The following is a 17,439-nucleotide window of genomic DNA, read 5'->3' on the forward strand; positions in this document are numbered from 1 at the left end:
GCCTGAAGCTCGGTGGCCGAGGACGACACCATCGAGACGATGCCCCCGATGGCGTCCTCGAACCGGTCGGCAAGCTCGTTCATCATCCGCTTGCGCTGGACCTCCGCCGCCTCGCGCGAGCGGGCCGCCTCGGCGGACAGGGCCTCGTTCTCGATCAGCCCCTGGCGGAACACCTCGACGGCGGCGGCCATCTCGCCGATCTCGCTGCGCTCGCCCGCGTTCGGGATGCGGGCCGAGGTCTCGCCCTTCGCGATCCGATTCATGACCTGCGCCATCTTCCGGACCGGGGTCGAGATGGTCAGCACGCACATGCAGGCGATGCCGAGGGTGAGCGCGACCGAGGCGACGACGACGATCAGGATGTAGAGGCGGGCGCGGCTCCCGAGCTCCACCGCCGCCTCGCTCGTCCGGACACCTTGGCGGACATTGAAGTCGAGATCCGCCTTGATGGCGGCGCGAGCCTTGTTGAGGGCCGGGAGCATCCCGTCGAGCAGGTAGTCGCTCGCCGCCTTGCTCTCCTTCCGGTCGAGCAGCCCGACGAACTCATCGCCCATTCCGAGATAGGCAAGGACGTCCGTCTTCACGCTCTTCCAGATATCGCCCTCGCCGGGGCTGGCGAGGGGCTCGTACTCAGCGATATCCGTGCGAAGGTCGGACATGCTGGCGCTCAGCCGGGTCAGGGAGACCGGGCGCCGCTCCTCGCTCGACAGGAGATATGCCGCCTGCCGGCTGCGGAGCGCCTCGAAGTTCGTCGCTAGCCGGCCAAGCACCCGCGTGCTCGGCACGGTGTTCCCGGCGAGCTCGCCAATCGCTGCATCGAGGGACCTGAACTGCGTGTAGGAAAACACGCCGACGCCGCAGATCAGGCTCAGCAACAATATCAGCGCCCCGATCAGCCGAGACCGGACGGTGGTGTTCGAGATCATGGTGGGACGTCCAAAAACGGAATGCTGCGCTGCGTCAGCGTATGTTTCAGGAACGTCAACTTTCGGTTGATGCGGGCCGCCGCGCCGCGAAGGCCGATGACAAAAAAGCCCCGGCTTGAAGGCCGGGGCTTGCGAGGACGGATGTGAGCGCTGCAGCTCAGGCGCGGCCGGCCTGCTGGGCGACCTCGGTGGCGAAGTCCGGGCCCTCTTCCTTCTCGATGCCCTCGCCGAGCGCGAAGCGCACGAAGCCGGTGAGCTTGACCGGCTTGCCGGCCTTGGACTCGGCCTCCTTGAGGACCTGGGTCACGGTCTTGGAACCGTCGTGGACGAAGGGCTGCTCCAGGAGGGTGACCTCCTTGTAGTAGGTCTTCAGGCCGCTCTCGACGATCTTCTGGAGGACGTGGTCGGGCTTGCCGGCGTTCTTCTCGCGCAGGATGTTGCTCTCGCGCTCCAGCGTCGCCTGGTCGACGCCGGAAGCGTCGAGCGCCACCGGGTTCGTCGCGGCGACGTGCATGGCGAGCTGGCGGCCGAGCGTGGCGAGCGCCTCGACGTCGCCCTCCGACTCCAGCGCCACGAGCACGCCGATCTTGCCGAGGCCCTCGCTGACCTGACTGTGCACGTAGCTGGCGATGAGGCCGTGCGGGACCTCAAGCTTGGCGACGCGGCGCAGGTTCATGTTCTCGCCGATGGTGGCGATGAGGCTCTGGAGCTTGTCGGCGACGGTCACCGACTCGCCGGGGAACTTGGCGGCCTGGAGGCCCTCGAGGGTGCCGTCGGTGTTGAGCGCGAGCTTGGCGGCCTCGCGCACGAAGGCCTGGAAGCCGTCGTTGCGGGCGACGAAGTCCGTCTCGGAGTTGACCTCGACGATGGCGGCGTGGCGGCCGGCGGACTCGACGGCGACGAGACCCTCGGCGGCGACGCGGCCGGCCTTCTTGGCGGCCTTGGCGAGGCCTTTCTTGCGCAGCCAGTCGACCGCGGCCTCCATGTTGCCGTCGGTCTCGTTGAGCGCGCCCTTGCAGTCCATCATGCCCGCGCCGGTCGTCTCGCGGAGCTCCTTCACCATCGCGGCGGTGATGTTGGCCATGGCCGGTCCTTCCTCAGTCTTTCGAGATGAGAGGGCCCGGCGCTCAGGGGAGAGCCGGGCCCGGTGTCGGTTCAACGATGCGGGCCGCGAGGCGCGGCGTCCGGCCTCAGGCGGCGGCGGCCGCCTCGACGAAGCCGCGGGCCTGGCTCACCCAGCCGTCGCGGCCGATGCGGCCGTTGAGCTTGAGGTCGGCGTCGACCTTGGCGATGTCCTCGTCGCTCATCGCGGCGATCTGCCAGTAGTGGTAGACGCCGGCGTCGTTGAGCTTCTGCACGATCTGCGGGCCGACGCCGTTGAGCTTGGTCAGGTCGTCGGGGGCGCCGCGGGGCGCGGCGAGCAGCTCGAAATGCTCGGTCGACTCGGCGAGCGCGGCGACGTCGGCCTGGCTGATCGCCTCGGAATCGATCGAGGCCGCCGCGTGCTCGGTCGGCAGCTCCTCGGCCATCGGCTCCTCGGAGGCGCCGAGGTCGACGCCCGAGGCGCCCTGGCCGCGGGAGATGCCGTCGATGGCGGCCCGGGCGATCAGGTCGCAGTAGAGGGCGATGGCGCGGCCGGCGTCGTCATTGGCCGGGACCACGTAGGTGATGCCGTCCGGATCGCAGTTGGTGTCGACGATGGCCGCCACCGGGATGCCGAGGCGGGTCGCCTCCTTGATGGCGAGCTGCTCCTTGTTCGTGTCGATGACGAACAGGAGGTCGGGCACGCCGCCCATGTCCTTGATGCCGCCGAGCGCCTTCTCGAGCTTCTCCTTCTCGCGGGAGAGCATCAGGCGCTCCTTCTTGGTGAGGCCGGGACCGCCCGTGTCGAGGGTCTCGTCCACCTTGCGCAGGCGCTGGATGGAGCCGGAGATGGTCTTCCAGTTGGTCAGCATGCCGCCGAGCCAGCGGGAGTTGACGTAGTACTGGGCCGAGCGCTTGGCCGCCTCGGCGATGGTGTCCGAGGCTTGGCGCTTGGTGCCGACGAAGAGCACGCGGCCGCCCTTGGCGACGGTGTCGCTCACGGCCTGGAGGGCCTGGTGGAGCGCCGGCACCGTCTGGGCGAGGTCGATGATGTGGATGTTGTTGCGGGTGCCGAAGATGTAGGGCTGCATCTTCGGGTTCCAGCGGTGGGACTGGTGCCCGAAATGGGCGCCGGCCTCGAGGAGCTGGCGCATGGTGAAATCGACGGCCATGATCTGTTGCTTTCTTCCCGGTTGTGCCGCCGCGGAGGAAGCGACCCGTCGATCCCGACAGGCCACCGGAAACGCCTCATTCAGGCATGAGGCCGGCTCCGCGTGTGGAATGGGCGGGGCCTTATCAGAGGCCGCCATCCGAGGCAAGCCGGCGGCGGCCGCCTCTCAGCCTCCGGCGAAGATCCGCGCGATCTCGGCCTCGCCGAGCACCCGGTAGCTTCCCGGCGCGAGATCATCGGGCAGGTCCAGCCCGCCGACCCGGTCGCGGTGGAGCGCGGTGACGTGGTTGCCGAGCGCCGCGAATATCCGGCGGACCATGTGGTAGCGCCCCTCGGTCACCGTCACCGCGGCCTGCCGCTCGCCCTCGGCCTCGAAGCGGACCGGCAGGAGCGGCTTCTCCTCGCCCTCCAGCATCAGCGTGCCGGCGGCGAGGACCGCCGCCTCGTCGCCCTTGAGCGGCCGGTCGAGGGCGACGCGGTAGCGCTTCGCGACCTCCGCCTTCGGCGAGATGATCCGGTGCAGGAGCGCGCCGTCGTCGGTGAGCAGCAGCAGCCCCGAGGTGTCCTTGTCGAGGCGCCCGACGGTGGAGAGCGCCGGCTCGCGGCGGCGCCAGCGGGGCGGCAGGAGGCCGTAGACGAGCGGGCCCGCCTCCTTGTGGGAGCAGGTGACGCCGAGGGGCTTGTGGAGGAGGAGCGCGAGGCCCGGCGGCGGGTCGAGGGGCTCGCCGTCGACGCTCATGCGCTCGGGCAGGTCCCGCGTCACCGCGATGCGCCCGTCCGCCCGGTCGAGGACGGCGCCGTCGAGGCGGATCAGGCCGGCGCGGGCGAGCCCGGCGATCTCCCGGCGGGAGCCGTAGCCGAGATTGCCGAGAAGCCGGTCGAGGCGCAGGGACGGGGCCTTGGCGGCGCCCGTCAACGGCGCGCCTCGTAGACCTTGTAGCCGCCGGCGCCCGCCCGCTGCGTCACCTCACGGAAGGCGCCCCTCAGCACCGCCTCGTAGGGCAGGTGGGCGTTGGCCGTCACCCAGAGCGCGCCGCCGGGGCGCAGCATCTCGGCGGCGCGCCGCACGAAGGTCTGGCCGAGCGCCTGGTCCTCGGTGCCGCCGTCGTGGAAGGGCGGGTTCATCACCACGAAGTCGAGTCGGCCGGTCTCGAACTCGGCCACGCGCAGGTCCTCCCAGCGCAGGCTGGCGCGGGGATCGACGACGTTGCGGCGGGCCATCTCCACGGCGCGCCTGTCGATGTCGACGAGCGTCAGCGCCGTGACGGCCGGGGAGCCGAGCACCGCGCGGGCGAGGATGCCGAGGCCGCAGCCGAGATCCGCGCCCCGGCCGGAGAGCGGCGGCAGTGTCTCGAGGAGCAGCGCCGTGCCCGGATCGATCCGGTCCCAGGAGAAGACGCCGGGCTGCGTGCAGAGGGCCAGATTGTCGATATGGCGCGGGGCGCCCGCGTCGAGGGCCTCGGCGAGCGGCAGCGCTCCCGACGGCCGGCGCAGGGTGCAGATGCGGTGATGCCGGCGCGCCTCCTCGGCGAGGTCGAGGCCGAGCGCGCGAAGCTCCTTGGCCAGCCGCGCGCCGCCCCGGTCCTTGGGCGCCATCACGGTAAGCGCGCCGCCGGGCTCCAGGGCGCGCAGGGCGAGCGCGAGGGCGTGGCGGCGCTCGATGGTGCCGGGGGCCGCCAGCATCACCAGCGCGCGCGCGCTGCCCTCGGCGCAGTCCTCGAGCCGGGCCGAGCCCGGAATCAGCGGCGAGACCTGGGCCGCGTCCGGCGGCACGGCCGCGAGCTCCCGCGGGGGCAGGCCGTAGACGAGGGACGCGGAGAACGGGGCATTCATCGGAGCGGCATCCGCGACGACGGGTCCGGCGCCATGGCGCAGAGGCCGTAGCGTTGGACGGAACGAGGGGTGAGGGCGCCGGCGGCACGACGCGAACCGAATCGCGGCCGGGGGTCGATTATTAGCCATCGTCCGAACCGCGCGAAAGGTTACCGCGGCCACGTCCGCGGGTTTCCTGCGACCGCCCGCGCCGCGATTCGGCCCTCGCACAGTCGAAAAGGCCGGTCTCTCAAGATGTTCGGCGTGTTTCCACCGGGCTTCGGCGCGTAGCCGATATGTCGAACATCGCACATCCGGGCAGATCGGATGCGCATTCTGCGTCACTGCCGTCGTCCTCGTCCGGACGGCAGCGGGATTCTGGCCCTCGACGGGCCTCAGCCGCGCGGGAACTCCAGCCCCATCTCCCGGTAGCGGGCAGGATCGTCGGCCCAGTTCTCGCGAACCTTCACGTGCAGGAACAGGTGCACCGTCGCCTCGGCGGCCTCGGCGATCTCGACGCGGGCGGCCTGCCCGATCGCCTTGATGGTACGCCCGCCCTTGCCGAGCACGATCGAGCGCTGGCTCTCGCGCTCCACGAAGATGGTCTGCTCGATGCGCACGGAACCGTCGGCCCGGACCTGCCACTGGTCGGTCTCGACGGTGGAGCGGTAGGGCAACTCCTCGTGGAGGCGGTCGTAGATCTTCTCGCGGGTGATCTCGGCGGCGAGCATGCGCAGGGGCGCGTCGGAGACCTGATCCTCCGGGTAGAGCCAGGGGCCGGGGGGCATCAGGCCGGCGAGCGCCCGGCGAAGGTCGGCGACGCCGTCGCCGTTGAGCGCCGAGATCATGAAGGTCTCGGCGAAGGGGAGCCTGCCGTTGAGGTCGGCGGCGAGCGCGAGCAGCCGCTCGCGGGGGATGAGGTCGATCTTGTTGAGGATGAGGAAGCGCCGGCGCTTCACCTCGGCGAGCCGGCCGAGCACGGCCTCGACCTCCTCGTCGACGCCCTTGCGCGCATCGACGAGCAGGCAGACCGCGTCGGCATCGGCGGCTCCGCCCCAGGCGGAATGGACCATGGCGCGGTCGAGCCGGCGCTTGGGCGCGAAGATACCCGGCGTGTCGACGAGCACGATCTGCGACGCGCCCTCCATGACGATGCCGCGGATCAGCGCCCGCGTCGTCTGCACCTTGCGGGAGACGATCGAGACCTTGGTGCCGACGAGGCTGTTGAGCAGCGTCGACTTGCCGGCGTTCGGGACGCCGATCAGCGCGACAAACCCTGCCCGCGCGTCGGCCGGCATCCCCGGTGCCGCCTGCGCGGCCTCGGCCTGCGGCGGCGGCACGTCGTCCCTGCCGCTCTCGTCAACCTCGCTCATGCGTCCTCCCCGGAACCGCTCTCGGGCGGCGCGGCACCGATGCCCTCCCGCTCCAGCAGGGCGCGGGCGGCCGCCTGCTCCGCGACGCGCTTCGAGGTGCCCTCGCCGTGGCCGGGCTCCAGCCCCTCGACGGCGACCGCGATGCGAAAATGCGGGGCGTGGTCCGGCCCGGTGCGCTCGACCACCGTGTAGGCCGGCACCGGCAGCGCCCGGCCCATGGCCCATTCCTGCAGGGCCGACTTGGCGTCGCGCCCACGTGGACCCGCCGCCGCAGGCTCGGCGGGCTGGAAATGCCGCTCCACCACCGCCCACGCGGCGGAGAAGCCCGCGTCGACGTAGACCGCCCCGAGGATCGCCTCGCAGACGTCGGCGAGGATGGTCTGGTTGCGCCGGCCGCCGCCCATCACCTCGCCCTGGCCGAGGATCAGGTGCGGCCCGACCTCCCAGCGCTCGGCGACCCCGGCGCAGGTCTCCCGCCGCACGAGCCCGGCGAGCCTGCGGGAGAGGTCGCCTTCGTCGGCGTCCGGGAAGGCGGCGTAGAGCCCGTCCGCCACGGCGAGACCGAGCACGCGGTCGCCGAGGAACTCGAGCCGCTGGTAGCTGCCGCCCCGGCCCGCCGCCTTGCTCGTGTGGGTCAGCGCGCGCACGAGCAGCTCGCGGTCTGCGAAGGCATGGCCGATCCGCTCCTCCAGCTCGGAGAGGGGCGGCTTCGGACGGTGGGCGCGGCGCGCCCGGCTCGACGCCCCGGCCTCGCCCGCGCGTTCGGCGCCCTTGGTCACGTCAGTGGATGGTCGAGAACAGGCGGCCCCAGCGCACCTTGGCGGGCCAGTTCCAGATCTGCCAGGCGGGGGTGCCCTCGTCGATGGAGAAGAAGATCATCTCCGCGCGGCCGACGAAGTTGTCGAAGGGCACGTAGCCGACATTGGCGAGGTCGCGCGAATCCGTGGAGTTGTCGCGGTTGTCGCCCATCATGAAGAAGTGCCCGGCCGGCACGGTGTAGAGCTCGGTCCGGTCCCAGAAGCCGTTGTCGCCGTCCCGCTCGATGATGCGGTGGGCGATGCCGTTGGGTAGGGTCTCGAGGTACTGAGGCACCTTCGTCGCCTGCCCGTAGGGGTCGAAGGTCTCGTAGTCGGCGATGCGCTCGCGCTTGACGGCCTTGCCGTTGATGTTGAGCACGCCGTCGATCATCTGGATGCGGTCGCCGGGCAGGCCGATGACGCGCTTGATGTAGTCGGTCGCGTTGTCCTTCGGCAGCTTGAACACGGCGATGTCGCCGCGCTTCGGCTCCGCAGCCCAGACGCGTCCCTCGAGCTTGCCGGGGATGTACTCGCTCAGAGGCAGGGAGTACTTCGAGTATCCGTAGGAGTACTTCGACACGAACAGGTAGTCGCCGATCAGCAGCGTCGGCACCAGCGATCCCGAGGGGATGTTGAAGGGCTGGAACAGCAGCGTGCGCACCACCAGCGCGATCAGCAGCGCCTGGATGCCGACCTTGATCGTCTCGCGCAGGCTCGCCCAGGTGCTCGAGGCGGGCGCCTGAGCCGGTGCGGCCCGCATCGGCCGGTTGGTGTCCTGATCCACGCCTGCGCCTTCCATCCTTCGCGAGCGCCGTGGCCCGGCCGGGTCTCGGGGCGCGGCCGCGACGCGCAACGGGGCCGGCCGGTCGCGAGCGGCGGTCTAGACCATGAGGGGGCTACCCGCAACGCGCAAGCGCCCGCCAGCCATCCCGGCTAAGGGTGGAGCGCGCGACGATGTGATCGCCGCTCCGGTCAGTCGCGGTGCGGAAAGCTCGGTCGGATGCGCAGCTGGTCGATCGCCCAGAGCCAGGTCCCGTCCCCCTGCCGCCGGGCGGCCTCGACGGAGACGTCGCCGTTGGGCAGCAGCGCCGAGGTGAGCGCGAGGTCGCCGTTGCGGATCGCCGGCTGCGTGTCCACCGGCGGGAACTCGGACTTGCGCGACAGGAGCTTGGTGAAGAACGCGCGGATCTCCTCGTGCCCGGTCGCCTTGACGACGCCGACCGCGATGACCGCGCCCGGCTCGTAGAGGGCGACGAGACCCTCGACGTCCCCGGCATTCGCCCTCGCGTTGAAGAGGCGCGCCAGGTCCTCCGGCTCCCGCGCGGTGTCCTTTCCGTTTCCGCTCATCGATCCTCCTCGCCCCCTCCGGCAGACGTCACTTCAGACGGGCGCCCGCCCCGTCCTCGACGGTGACGCGCACGGGCACGCCCGCCTTCACGCTCTCCGAGACCGTGCAGAAGCGCTCGAACTGCTCGATCACCCGGTCGATGCGCGGCATCTCGGCCTCGACGGCCCCGAGCGCGATCGCCACGTCGATCCCTTGAATGCGCAACCGCCCCTCGGCGTTGCGTCCGACCTCGCAACGGGCGCGGGCGGAGACGCCCCCGCCCTCCTGCTTGAACTTGCCGAGCGCGAAGACGAGGCTCGCGCACAGGCAGTTGCTCACCGCGGCGATGAGGAGCTGCTCGGGGAACGGCCCCTCCCCGGTGCCGATGGGAACGGATTCGTCCGTGAGCAGCGCCGGCAGGGCGCCGCCGAAATCGACGGTGAAGCGGTAGTCCGCGACCTGGGTGATGCTGATCGTCGGGTTGCCCGACATCCCTGTCCGCTCCTGCTCCCAGGCCGGCACGCTGCCGCCCGTCGCCCCGCAACAACTGGTTCTGCCCGGCGCCCCGGCAATGGATGCGGTTGCATCCATGAGGGCCCAAACGGAGGAGAGACATCCGCCGCGGGATGTTCCGGACCCCACGGCGTCGTTCCGGCGCCGCCCTTGACAAGCGCCTTAGTGGTATACCAAATGCCACCTCAAGAGCACGAGCAAGTCATGCCATCGATGTGCTGCGGAATTGGGGAGAGCCCTCTTCCGACGAGCGGAGGAAATGGAAATCATGACGGATCGCATCCGACGCGCGCACGGCCTTTTGCGGCCCGCGTGGGCGCAACGCGGCTCTTCCGGCACCCGCCCCTTCGCCCTTCGCTCCCGATAGCGGCGTCGACGGCAGGTTGATGTCGAGCGACATCGATTTCAAGCAGCTCGTCGCTGCCTCCGGCGATGCCATGGTGGTCTCGGATGCGGAGGGTCTCATCACCCTCTGGAACGCGGCGGCGGAGCGCATCTTCGGCTTCACCGAGGCCGAGGCCCTCGGGCAGTCCCTCGACCTGATCACGCCGGAGCGCCAGCGCGCCCGGCACTGGGAGGGCTACCACAAGACCATGAGCACGGGCGTGACCCGCTACGGCACCCAGCTGCTGCGGGTGCCCGCGCTCCACAAGGAGGGACGCGCGCTCTCGATCGCCTTCACCGTCGGGCTCCTGTTCGGGCCGGACGGGGCGGTCACCGGCATCCTCGCGGTCATCCGCGACGAGACGGAGCGCTGGAACGAGGAGCGCCGGCTGCGCAAGCGGCTGTCGGAGCTCGAGACGGCGAGCGCCTGAGAGGGCGCAACGGTTTCGCGCGCGCGCCCCGAGCCTCGGGGCGGCGCGCGGTCAAGCAAGTTCCGGGGCCAGCACCGGCCTGCAAAAGTCGGCCCGGGACCGAAGTTCGAAGCAGTCGACAAGGGAGAAAGACGACAATGACCCAGCCTCTAGAGGGCATCAAGATCATCGACTTCACGCACGTCCAGGCCGGCCCCGCCTGCACGCAGCTCCTCGCCTGGTTCGGCGCGGACGTGATCAAGGTCGAGCGTCCCGGCGCCGGCGACGTGACGCGCTCGCAGCTGCGCCACATCGAGGATGCGGACGCGCTCTACTTCACGATGCTGAACTCCAACAAGCGCTCGCTGACCCTCGACACCAAGACGCCCCAGGGCAAGGAAGTGCTCGAGAAGCTCATCCGCGAGTCCGACGTCATGGTCGAGAACTTCGGCCCCGGCGCGCTCGACCGCATGGGCTTCTCCTGGGCGCGCATCCAGGAGCTGAACCCGGGCATGATCCTCGCCTCGGTGAAGGGCTTCTCGGACGGCCACCACTACGAGGACCTGAAGGTCTACGAGAACGTCGCCCAGTGCGCCGGCGGCGCCGCCTCGACCACGGGCTTCTGGGACGGCCCGCCCACCGTGTCGGCCGCCGCCCTCGGCGACTCCAACACCGGCATGCACCTGGCCATCGGCATCCTCACGGCGCTGCACCAGAAGAACAAGACCGGCAAGGGCCAGAAGGTCGCCGTGTCCATGCAGGACTCGGTGCTCAACCTCTGCCGCGTGAAGCTGCGCGACCAGCAGCGCCTCGACGCGCTGGGCTACCTCGAGGAGTACCCGCAGTACCCGCACGGCGAGTTCTCGGACGTGGTGCCGCGCGGCGGCAACGCGGGCGGCGGCGGCCAGCCGGGCTGGGTGCTGAAGTGCAAGGGCTGGGAGACCGACCCGAACGCCTACATCTACTTCACCATCCAGGGTCACGCCTGGGCCCCGATCTGCAAGGCGCTCGGCAAGCCCGAGTGGATCGACGATCCGGCCTACAACACGGCCCGCGCTCGCCAGGACAAGATCTTCGACATCTTCAACTTCATCGAGGCTTGGCTCGCCGACAAGACGAAGTTCGAGGCCGTCGACATCCTGCGCAAGTTCGACATCCCGTGCTCGCCGGTGCTGTCGATGAAGGAGATCGCCAACGACCCGTCGCTGCGCGCCAGCGGCACCGTCGTCGAGGTCGATCACCCGAAGCTCGGCAAGTACCTGACCGTCGGCAGCCCGATCAAGTTCTCGGACATGAAGGTCGACGTGAAGGCCTCGCCGCTGCTCGGCGAGCACACCGACGAGGTTCTCAAGGATCTGGGCTACACGCAGCAGCAGATCGAGGAGCTGCACCAGGCGAAGGCCGTCTAAGGCCTCCGACCCTCGGCTGAAACGGAGACGGCGCGCCCCACGGCGCGCCGTTTTCTTTTGGGGAAGCGCGCCTGCATGAGGCCGGCGTCAGGCCGGCAGCGCCTCGATGATCACGAAAGCCTGCGCCAGCGGCGGATCGTCGGTGAGGCTGACATGGAGCCGGGCGACGTGGCCGGGCGGGATCAGCGCGTCGAGCCGGGCCAGCGCGCCGCCGGTGAGCCGCAGGGTCGGCTGGCCGGAGTGCAGGTTCACCACCTCCATGTCCCGCCAGAACACGCCGCGGGCGATGCCGGTGCCGAGCGCCTTGGCGCAGGCCTCCTTGGCGGCGAAGCGCCTCGCGTAGCCGGGCGCACGGGCGGCGCGGCGGTCGCAGCGGGCCCGCTCGCCGGCGGTGAACACCCGGTGGGTGAAGCGATCCGCGAACCGCTCCAGGGAGCGCTCGATCCGGCGGATGTCGCAGAGGTCCGAGCCGATGCCGACGATCATCGCCGCGCCGATGCCTCCCGTGCCCTGCCCATGGCGGCGCGCATGTCGCGCACGGCCTGGGAGAGACCCACGAACACCGCCTCGGCGACGATCGCGTGGCCGATGTTGAGCTCGGCGATCTGCGGCAGCGCCGCCACCGGCCCGACGCTGTCGAGGCTGAGCCCGTGGCCGGCATGGATCTCGAGACCGATCGAGGCGCCGTGGGCGGCGGTCCGCCGGATCCGGCCGAGCTCCCGCTCCGCCGCGGCGGCGTCGCCCGCCACGACGGCCTCGCAATAGGAGCCGGTATGCAGCTCGACCACCGGCGCGCCGAGGTCGCGGGCGGCGTCCATCACCGCCTCGTCGGGCTCCACGAACAGCGAGACCCGGATGCCGGCCTCGGAGAGCATCGCGATCCGGGGGGCGAGATGCGCGCGGCCACGAATGATGTCGAGCCCGCCCTCGGTGGTACGCTCCTCGCGCTTCTCCGGGACCAGGCAGGCCGCATGAGGTCGGATGCGCCGGGCGATCGCGACCATATCGTCGGTCGCCGCCATCTCGAAGTTCAGGGGCACGGCGAGATCGCGGCGCAGGGCCTCGATGTCGGCATCGCGGATGTGGCGGCGATCCTCGCGCAGATGCGCCGTGATGCCGTCGGCGCCCGCCGCGACAGCCTCGCTTGCGGCCCGCAGAGGATCGGGCTGGGTCCCGCCGCGGGCGTTGCGGAGGGTCGCGACGTGATCGATGTTGACGCCGAGGCGCAGCGGGACGGTCATGGCGTGTTCCGGACAGGCGGGCGGACCGCTCTAGCCGAGGCGGCCCGTCGCCGGAAGCCGCCGGCCCGTGTCAGGAGCCTGTGAGTTCCGCGCACGAGAAAGGCCGGACCTCTCGGCCCGGCCTTTCCGAAGTTCTCAAACGATGCGCGTCTCAGCGGGCCGGCGTCGGGGTCGAGCTGGTCGAGCCGCCGCTGCTGTGGCCGCTCGTCGACATACCGTCCTTCTGCATCGTGCCCGGAGCGGCGGTGCCGGTGGTGGCCGGCATGCTGCCCCGCTCCATCGACTTCTCGGAGTTGCTCTTCACGCTGCCCGGGTTGTTCATGTTCTTCTCGGCGGAGCCGGGCGCCGTGGTCTGGGCCATCGCGCCGCCGGCGAGCGACAGGATCATGGCGGTGGCGAGGGCGTAAGTGGTCTTGCGCATCGTCAATCCTTCAGTGTCTTCAGATGCAGGGACAATCCCACCGGCGTCGGATTGTTTCCGAGAAAGTTCGTTCTCGCGCCGCCCCGCACCTTGCCTTCGCGCGGGAAAGCGGATACCAGCCGCGCCCTGCGTTCGCTCCGGCCGGGGGCTGAACGGACGGTGCCGCTTGTCGGCACAGGGCCTCGCCCGTCGTCCGGTGTCTCCGCCTTCGATCAACCGCTCGGGCCTGATAACGGCTCGAAGGGCTTGGCGCCGGGCAGACGCGGATGAGCCGGCCCGATCCGACCGCTGAAACCATGCGTCGCCGGGCCTCGTGACACAACGAAAGGCCCGAGAATGCCTCTCTACGAGCACGTATTCCTGGCGCGCCAGGACGTGACGTCCCAGCAGGTCGAGACCATGGTCGAGACCTACAAGGGCGTCCTGGAGCAGAATGGCGGCAAGGTCGAGAAGATCGAGATGTGGGGCGTGAAGTCCCTCGCCTACCGCATCAAGAAGAACCGCAAGGCGCATTTCACGCTCCTCAACATCGAGGCTCCCCCGGCGGCCCTCGCCGAGATGGAGCGCCAGATGCAGATCTCCGAGGACGTGCTGCGCTTCATGACGATCCGCGTCGAGACGCTCGAGTCCGAGCCGTCGGCAATGATGCAGAAGCGCGACCGCGACGACCGCAAGGATCGCGAGCGCGGCCGTCGTCGCGACGACGAGGGCTTCGGCGGTGGCGGCTTCGGCGGCGACCGTGGGGATCGCGGCGGAGATCGCGGCGACAGGGGCGACCGCCCCGAGCGCAGCTTCGGCGGGGAGAACTGAGCCATGGCTTTCGGTGCTTCCAGCGGCGGTGGCCGTCGCCCGTTCTTCCGTCGTCGCAAGACCTGCCCGTTCTCCGGCGCGAACGCTCCGAAGATCGACTACAAGGACGTGAAGCTGCTCTCGCGCTACGTCTCCGAGCGCGGCAAGATCGTTCCTTCGCGCATCACGGCGGTCTCCGCCAAGAAGCAGCGTGAGCTCGCCCAGGCGATCAAGCGTGCCCGCTTCCTCGGCCTGCTCCCCTACGTCATCAAGTAGGCGCACGCCCTCGACACCTTCGGCCGGCGCCTTTCCGGGTGCCGGCCCTCGCTGGGGCGAGGATCGCCCCTAACCCCGTCCGCTGCGGACGGCGGGACAGCGGATCGGCATGACACAGTATCTCGGCATCGGTATCGGCGCGGGCCTCGTCTCGGCACTCCTGGTCGGCGTGCTCGTGAAGGCGACCCCGCTCGCGATCTTCCTCTACCTGCTCGCCCCCCTGCCGATCCTCATCGTCGGGCTCGGCTGGAGCCACCGCGCGGCGCTCGTCGCGGCGGTGACGGGAAGCCTCGCCCTCGCGCTGATCGTCTCGCCCTTCCTCGGGCTCGGCTTCGCCCTCTACCTCGCGCTTCCCGTCTGGTGGCTCGCCTACCTGGCGCTTCTTGGCCGCCCGGGCGAGGACGGCAGCCTCGAATGGTATCCGACCGGCCGGCTGCTCGGCTGGATTGCTGGAAGCGCGGCGCTGGCCTTCGTCGCCATCGCGGTCGTGGCCGCCCCGAGCTACGACACCTTCGCCCGCCAGATCCGCGAGATGAGCGCCTCGATCGTGCGGATCCAGACCGACGGCCCGCGCCGCCAGGCGCCGCCGGCCGGCAAGGCCGAGGAGGGCGCCAGGGACGACGCCGCCGCGCCCGAGCCCTCTCAGGCCGACCCGAAGGAAGTCACCCAGGCCGAGGTCGCCGACGCCCTCGCCCGGATCGCGCCGGCGCTGGCCACGCAGGGGCTCGCCCTGCTACTGACCTTCTACCTCTGGGCGGCGGCGCGGATCGTGAAGATCTCCGGCCGCCTGCCGCGCCCCTGGCCCGACATCCCCTCGACGCGGATGCCCCGGGCGGTCGTCGCGCTCCTCGGCCTCGCCGTGGTCCTCGCCTTCGTACCGGGCTACGCGGGCGTCCTCGGCATGGCGCTCGGCGGCTCCCTCACCGCGGCCTTCGCGCTCCAGGGGCTCGCGGCCTTCCACGACCGCAGCCGCGGCCGTCCGGGACGCGGGGCGCTGCTCTTCGGCCTCTACCTCATCCTCTTCGTGACCCAGGGCATCGCCCTGTTCGCGCTGACCCTGTTCGGCATCGCCGACACCGTGCTCGACCGTCGCCGCCCCCAGGGCGAGCCCGGCCGCTCCTGACCCACACCAGACCAGGGGCCGCCCGAGACGGCACCCCGACGACGAAAGGACAAGACCATGGAAGTGATCCTCCTCGAGCGCGTGGCCAAGCTCGGCCAGATGGGCGAGACCGTGAACGTCCGCCCGGGCTTCGCCCGCAACTTCCTCCTGCCCCGCGGCAAGGCGCTGCGCGCCACCGAGGGCAACAAGAAGCACTTCGAGGCCCAGCGCGCCCAGCTCGAGGCCCGCAACCTCGACCGCAAGAAGGACGCCGAGGGCGTGGCCGAGAAGCTCGACGGCCAGAGCTTCATCCTCATCCGCCAGTCCGGCGAGACCGGCGTGCTCTACGGCTCGGTCTCGACCCGCGACCTCGCCGAGGTGGTGAGCAAGGAGGGCTTCAGCGTCGAGCGCGGCCAGTTCGTGCTCAACCAGCCGATCAAGACGCTCGGCCTCCACACCGTGCCCGTCACCCTCCACCCCGAGGTCGAGGTGAAGGTGACCGTCAACGTCGCCCGCTCCCCCGAGGAGGCCGAGCGCCAGGCCCGCGGCGAGTCCGTGACCGAGCGCGAGCAGTTCAACCTCGACGATCTCGGCCTCGAGGTCGGTCAGGCGCTGGCCGAGGCCGGCGAGGGCGACGACCGGGCCTGATCGCGGCCCGTCCCCAGATTTCTCCCCGCCGTGGACAGCGGGGAGGAATCGGGACGGCAGTTGACTAGTTCGCTTTTTGTTCCAGCATGGACGCCCGCCCCCCGATTGCGGTGGAGCGGGCGTTCGTGTCTCCGGGCATTGTTTCCGGTGACCGGACGCCGCAGGCAGAGACTTCGTGAGCGGCGGTTAACCACGCCGCCGCCATGGTCGGCCCCTACAGGAATTCCCACGCGGTGCCCGCCGCGCGAGCCGGAGCGACACAGCCGATGGCCCTGCCGAACGCGATCACCGCCAAGCTCGATCAGGTGCAGCCCGAGTACCGCGTCGCGCCCCACAACATCGACGCCGAGCAGGCGCTGATCGGCGCCATCCTCGTCAACAACGACGCCTACTACCGGGTATCCGACTTCCTGCTCCCCGAGCACTTCATGGAAGCCGCCCACCAGCAGATCTTCCAGGTGGCGAGCACGCTCATCAAGCAGGGCAAGCTCGCGACGCCGATCACGCTGAAGACCTATCTCGGCGACGCCGATTTCGGCGGCCAGACGGTGATGCAGTACCTCGCGCGGCTCGCCGCCGACGCGACCACCGTCATCAACGCCGGCGAGTACGGCCGCACCATCTACGACCTTGCCATCCGGCGCCGGCTCATCACCATCGGCGAGGACCTCGTGAACGGCGCCTACGAGGCGCCCGTCGAGGCCGCGCCCCGCGACCAGATCGAGGAGACCGAACGGCGCCTCTACGAGCTCGCCGAGTCGGGCAAGTACGATGGCGGCTTCCAGAAGTTCTCCGACGCGCTGACCGCGGCCGTCGACATGGCCGCCAAGGCCTACCAGCGGGACGGCAAGCTCTCCGGCATCGCCACGGGGCTCACCGACCTCGACGCCAAGATGGGTGGGCTCCAATCCTCGGACCTGATCATCCTCGCCGGCCGCCCGGCCATGGGCAAGACCTCGCTCGCCACCAACATCGCCTTCAACATCGCCAAGAGCTACCGGGGCGAGAAGCGGGCCGACGGCGCCATCGAGACCAAGAACGGCGGCATCGTCGGCTTCTTCTCGCTGGAGATGTCCGCCGAGCAGCTCGCCACCCGCATCATCGCCGAGCAGTCCGGCGTGCCCTCCTACAAGATCCGCCGCGGCGACATCCGGCCGGAGGATTTCTACAAGATCACCGACGCGGCACGCGACATGCAGACGATTCCGTTCTTCATCGACCAGACGGGCGGCATCTCCATCGCGCAGCTCGCCGCCCGGGCGCGGCGCCTGAAGCGCCAGAAGGGGCTCGACGTGCTCGTGGTGGACTACCTTCAGCTCCTCTCCGGCTCCGGACGGCGCAGCGACAACCGCGTTCAGGAGATGACCGAGATCACCACCGGCATGAAGGCGCTCGCCAAGGAGCTCGCCGTGCCGATCATCGCCCTCTCGCAGCTCTCCCGCCAGGTCGAGGCCCGCGACGACAAGCGCCCGCAGCTCGCGGACCTGCGCGAATCCGGCTCGATCGAGCAGGACGCGGACGTGGTGATGTTCGTGTTCCGCGAGGAGTACTACGTCGGCAACAAGAAGCCCCGCGAGGGCACCGAGGAGTTCTTCGCCTGGGAGGCGGAGATGCAGCGCGTCCACGGCAAGGCCGAGGTGATCATCGGCAAGCAGCGCCACGGCCCGACCGGCACGGTGGAGCTGCAGTTCGACGCCAACATCACCCGCTTCTCGAACCTCGCCGCCGACGACCGCCTGCCGGCGCGGATCTGAGCC

General features: G+C 70.3%; 21 protein-coding genes. 7 read left to right on the plus strand and 14 right to left on the minus strand.

From position 1 onward, the window contains the following. From MFF04_RS01010 to MFF04_RS01060, 11 genes are all read right to left on the minus strand, one after another. Window positions 1–926, minus strand: a 926-nt coding sequence (locus MFF04_RS01010) for an MCP four helix bundle domain-containing protein (protein ID WP_238273631.1), incomplete at its 3' end; no start/stop codon positions are given. 157 nt (window positions 927–1,083) lie between these two features. Beyond that, a complete protein-coding gene (tsf, locus tag MFF04_RS01015) occupies window positions 1,084–2,010 on the minus strand; it encodes a translation elongation factor Ts (protein WP_238273632.1) in 927 nt (308 codons plus the stop codon). A gap of 106 nt (window positions 2,011–2,116) precedes the next feature. Beyond that, window positions 2,117–3,181, minus strand: coding sequence for a 30S ribosomal protein S2 (locus MFF04_RS01020; RefSeq protein WP_238273633.1), 1,065 nt, complete (start codon window positions 3,179–3,181; stop codon window positions 2,117–2,119). A 165-nt stretch (window positions 3,182–3,346) separates the two neighbouring features. Next, window positions 3,347–4,096, minus strand: a complete 750-nt coding sequence (locus tag MFF04_RS01025) for a pseudouridine synthase (RefSeq protein WP_238273634.1) — start codon at window positions 4,094–4,096, stop codon at window positions 3,347–3,349. Next, on the minus strand, window positions 4,093–5,013 hold the full coding sequence (locus MFF04_RS01030) for a class I SAM-dependent methyltransferase (protein WP_238273635.1): 921 nt from the start codon (window positions 5,011–5,013) through the stop codon (window positions 4,093–4,095). Before MFF04_RS01030 ends, MFF04_RS01025 begins: the two co-directional genes overlap by 4 nt. A gap of 374 nt (window positions 5,014–5,387) precedes the next feature. Next, a complete protein-coding gene (gene era, locus MFF04_RS01035) occupies window positions 5,388–6,365 on the minus strand; it encodes a GTPase Era (protein ID WP_373319923.1) in 978 nt (325 codons plus the stop codon). Further along, the gene (rnc, locus tag MFF04_RS01040; RefSeq protein WP_238273636.1) at window positions 6,362–7,144 is read right to left on the minus strand and encodes a ribonuclease III; all 783 of its coding nucleotides are present in this window, start codon (window positions 7,142–7,144) and stop codon (window positions 6,362–6,364) included. The genes era and rnc overlap by 4 nt, the downstream gene beginning before the upstream one ends. Window position 7,145: 1 nt before the next feature. Then, window positions 7,146–7,922: a signal peptidase I gene (gene lepB / locus MFF04_RS01045; protein WP_238273694.1), complete on the minus strand. Its 777-nt coding sequence runs from the start codon at window positions 7,920–7,922 to the stop codon at window positions 7,146–7,148. Between the two features lie 212 nt (window positions 7,923–8,134). Continuing rightward, the gene (locus MFF04_RS01050; RefSeq protein WP_238273637.1) at window positions 8,135–8,509 is read right to left on the minus strand and encodes a YybH family protein; all 375 of its coding nucleotides are present in this window, start codon (window positions 8,507–8,509) and stop codon (window positions 8,135–8,137) included. 28 nt (window positions 8,510–8,537) lie between these two features. After that, window positions 8,538–8,981, minus strand: coding sequence for an OsmC family protein (locus MFF04_RS01055; RefSeq protein ID WP_238273638.1), 444 nt, complete (start codon window positions 8,979–8,981; stop codon window positions 8,538–8,540). A gap of 223 nt (window positions 8,982–9,204) precedes the next feature. Continuing rightward, window positions 9,205–9,402, minus strand: coding sequence for a hypothetical protein (locus MFF04_RS01060; protein ID WP_238273639.1), 198 nt, complete (start codon window positions 9,400–9,402; stop codon window positions 9,205–9,207). On the opposite strand from MFF04_RS01060, the gene MFF04_RS01065 reads away from it, so the two are divergent. Beyond that, window positions 9,389–9,817: a PAS domain-containing protein gene (locus MFF04_RS01065; RefSeq protein ID WP_238273640.1), complete on the plus strand. Its 429-nt coding sequence runs from the start codon at window positions 9,389–9,391 to the stop codon at window positions 9,815–9,817. The genes MFF04_RS01060 and MFF04_RS01065 overlap by 14 nt on opposite strands. Window positions 9,818–9,954: 137 nt before the next feature. Continuing rightward, window positions 9,955–11,205, plus strand: coding sequence for a formyl-CoA transferase (frc, locus tag MFF04_RS01070; RefSeq protein WP_238273641.1), 1,251 nt, complete (start codon window positions 9,955–9,957; stop codon window positions 11,203–11,205). An 87-nt stretch (window positions 11,206–11,292) separates the two neighbouring features. Here the strand turns inward: frc and acpS are convergent, their stop codons facing one another. The 3 genes from acpS to MFF04_RS01085 form a co-directional block, all read right to left on the minus strand. Next, entirely contained in the window at window positions 11,293–11,691 is a 399-nt protein-coding gene (gene acpS, locus MFF04_RS01075; protein ID WP_238273642.1) for a holo-ACP synthase, read from the minus strand. Further along, window positions 11,688–12,446, minus strand: coding sequence for a pyridoxine 5'-phosphate synthase (locus tag MFF04_RS01080; RefSeq protein ID WP_238273643.1), 759 nt, complete (start codon window positions 12,444–12,446; stop codon window positions 11,688–11,690). Before MFF04_RS01080 ends, acpS begins: the two co-directional genes overlap by 4 nt. 151 nt (window positions 12,447–12,597) lie before the next feature. Then, on the minus strand, window positions 12,598–12,867 hold the full coding sequence (locus MFF04_RS01085; protein WP_238273644.1) for a hypothetical protein: 270 nt from the start codon (window positions 12,865–12,867) through the stop codon (window positions 12,598–12,600). A 336-nt stretch (window positions 12,868–13,203) separates the two neighbouring features. On the opposite strand from MFF04_RS01085, the gene rpsF reads away from it, so the two are divergent. The 5 genes from rpsF (at window position 13,204) to MFF04_RS01110 (ending at window position 17,436) form a co-directional block, all read left to right on the plus strand. Next, on the plus strand, window positions 13,204–13,677 hold the full coding sequence (gene rpsF / locus MFF04_RS01090; protein ID WP_238273645.1) for a 30S ribosomal protein S6: 474 nt from the start codon (window positions 13,204–13,206) through the stop codon (window positions 13,675–13,677). 3 nt (window positions 13,678–13,680) lie between these two features. Then, window positions 13,681–13,932 (plus strand): 30S ribosomal protein S18, encoded by a 252-nt coding sequence (rpsR, locus tag MFF04_RS01095; protein ID WP_238273646.1) that lies wholly within the window; start codon window positions 13,681–13,683, stop codon window positions 13,930–13,932. A 109-nt stretch (window positions 13,933–14,041) separates the two neighbouring features. Beyond that, window positions 14,042–15,055 carry a DUF2232 domain-containing protein gene (locus MFF04_RS01100; protein ID WP_238273647.1) on the plus strand — a complete coding sequence of 338 codons (1,014 nt, stop codon included), beginning with the start codon at window positions 14,042–14,044 and terminating at the stop codon, window positions 15,053–15,055. 57 nt (window positions 15,056–15,112) lie between these two features. Beyond that, on the plus strand, window positions 15,113–15,682 hold the full coding sequence (gene rplI, locus MFF04_RS01105) for a 50S ribosomal protein L9 (RefSeq protein WP_238273648.1): 570 nt from the start codon (window positions 15,113–15,115) through the stop codon (window positions 15,680–15,682). Window positions 15,683–15,948: 266 nt separating this feature from the next. Continuing rightward, the gene (locus tag MFF04_RS01110; protein ID WP_238273649.1) at window positions 15,949–17,436 is read left to right on the plus strand and encodes a replicative DNA helicase; all 1,488 of its coding nucleotides are present in this window, start codon (window positions 15,949–15,951) and stop codon (window positions 17,434–17,436) included. Window positions 17,437–17,439: the final 3 nt, after the last annotated feature.

Source organism: Methylobacterium jeotgali (genome assembly GCF_022179345.1).
Classification (GTDB): Bacteria; Pseudomonadota; Alphaproteobacteria; order Rhizobiales; family Beijerinckiaceae; genus Methylobacterium; species Methylobacterium jeotgali.

Bases quoted from the DNA above. Each gene is read 5' to 3' on its own strand.
- tsf (WP_238273632.1), bottom strand. From the start codon at position 2,010: ATGGCCAACATCACCGCCGCGATGGTGAAGGAGCTCCGCGAGACGACC.
- MFF04_RS01020 (WP_238273633.1), bottom strand. From the start codon at position 3,181: ATGGCCGTCGATTTCACCATGCGCCAGCTCCTCGAGGCCGGCGCCCAT.
- MFF04_RS01030 (WP_238273635.1), bottom strand. From the start codon at position 5,013: ATGAATGCCCCGTTCTCCGCGTCCCTCGTCTACGGCCTGCCCCCGCGG.
- era (WP_373319923.1), bottom strand. From the start codon at position 6,365: ATGAGCGAGGTTGACGAGAGCGGCAGGGACGACGTGCCGCCGCCGCAG.
- lepB (WP_238273694.1), bottom strand. From the start codon at position 7,922: ATGCGGGCCGCACCGGCTCAGGCGCCCGCCTCGAGCACCTGGGCGAGC.
- MFF04_RS01050 (WP_238273637.1), bottom strand. From the start codon at position 8,509: ATGAGCGGAAACGGAAAGGACACCGCGCGGGAGCCGGAGGACCTGGCG.
- MFF04_RS01055 (WP_238273638.1), bottom strand. From the start codon at position 8,981: ATGTCGGGCAACCCGACGATCAGCATCACCCAGGTCGCGGACTACCGC.
- MFF04_RS01065 (WP_238273640.1), top strand. From the start codon at position 9,389: ATGTCGAGCGACATCGATTTCAAGCAGCTCGTCGCTGCCTCCGGCGAT.
- MFF04_RS01060 (WP_238273639.1), bottom strand. From the start codon at position 9,402: ATGTCGCTCGACATCAACCTGCCGTCGACGCCGCTATCGGGAGCGAAG.
- frc (WP_238273641.1), top strand. From the start codon at position 9,955: ATGACCCAGCCTCTAGAGGGCATCAAGATCATCGACTTCACGCACGTC.
- acpS (WP_238273642.1), bottom strand. From the start codon at position 11,691: ATGATCGTCGGCATCGGCTCGGACCTCTGCGACATCCGCCGGATCGAG.
- MFF04_RS01080 (WP_238273643.1), bottom strand. From the start codon at position 12,446: ATGACCGTCCCGCTGCGCCTCGGCGTCAACATCGATCACGTCGCGACC.
- MFF04_RS01085 (WP_238273644.1), bottom strand. From the start codon at position 12,867: ATGCGCAAGACCACTTACGCCCTCGCCACCGCCATGATCCTGTCGCTC.
- rpsF (WP_238273645.1), top strand. From the start codon at position 13,204: ATGCCTCTCTACGAGCACGTATTCCTGGCGCGCCAGGACGTGACGTCC.
- rpsR (WP_238273646.1), top strand. From the start codon at position 13,681: ATGGCTTTCGGTGCTTCCAGCGGCGGTGGCCGTCGCCCGTTCTTCCGT.
- MFF04_RS01100 (WP_238273647.1), top strand. From the start codon at position 14,042: ATGACACAGTATCTCGGCATCGGTATCGGCGCGGGCCTCGTCTCGGCA.
- rplI (WP_238273648.1), top strand. From the start codon at position 15,113: ATGGAAGTGATCCTCCTCGAGCGCGTGGCCAAGCTCGGCCAGATGGGC.
- MFF04_RS01110 (WP_238273649.1), top strand. From the start codon at position 15,949: ATGGCCCTGCCGAACGCGATCACCGCCAAGCTCGATCAGGTGCAGCCC.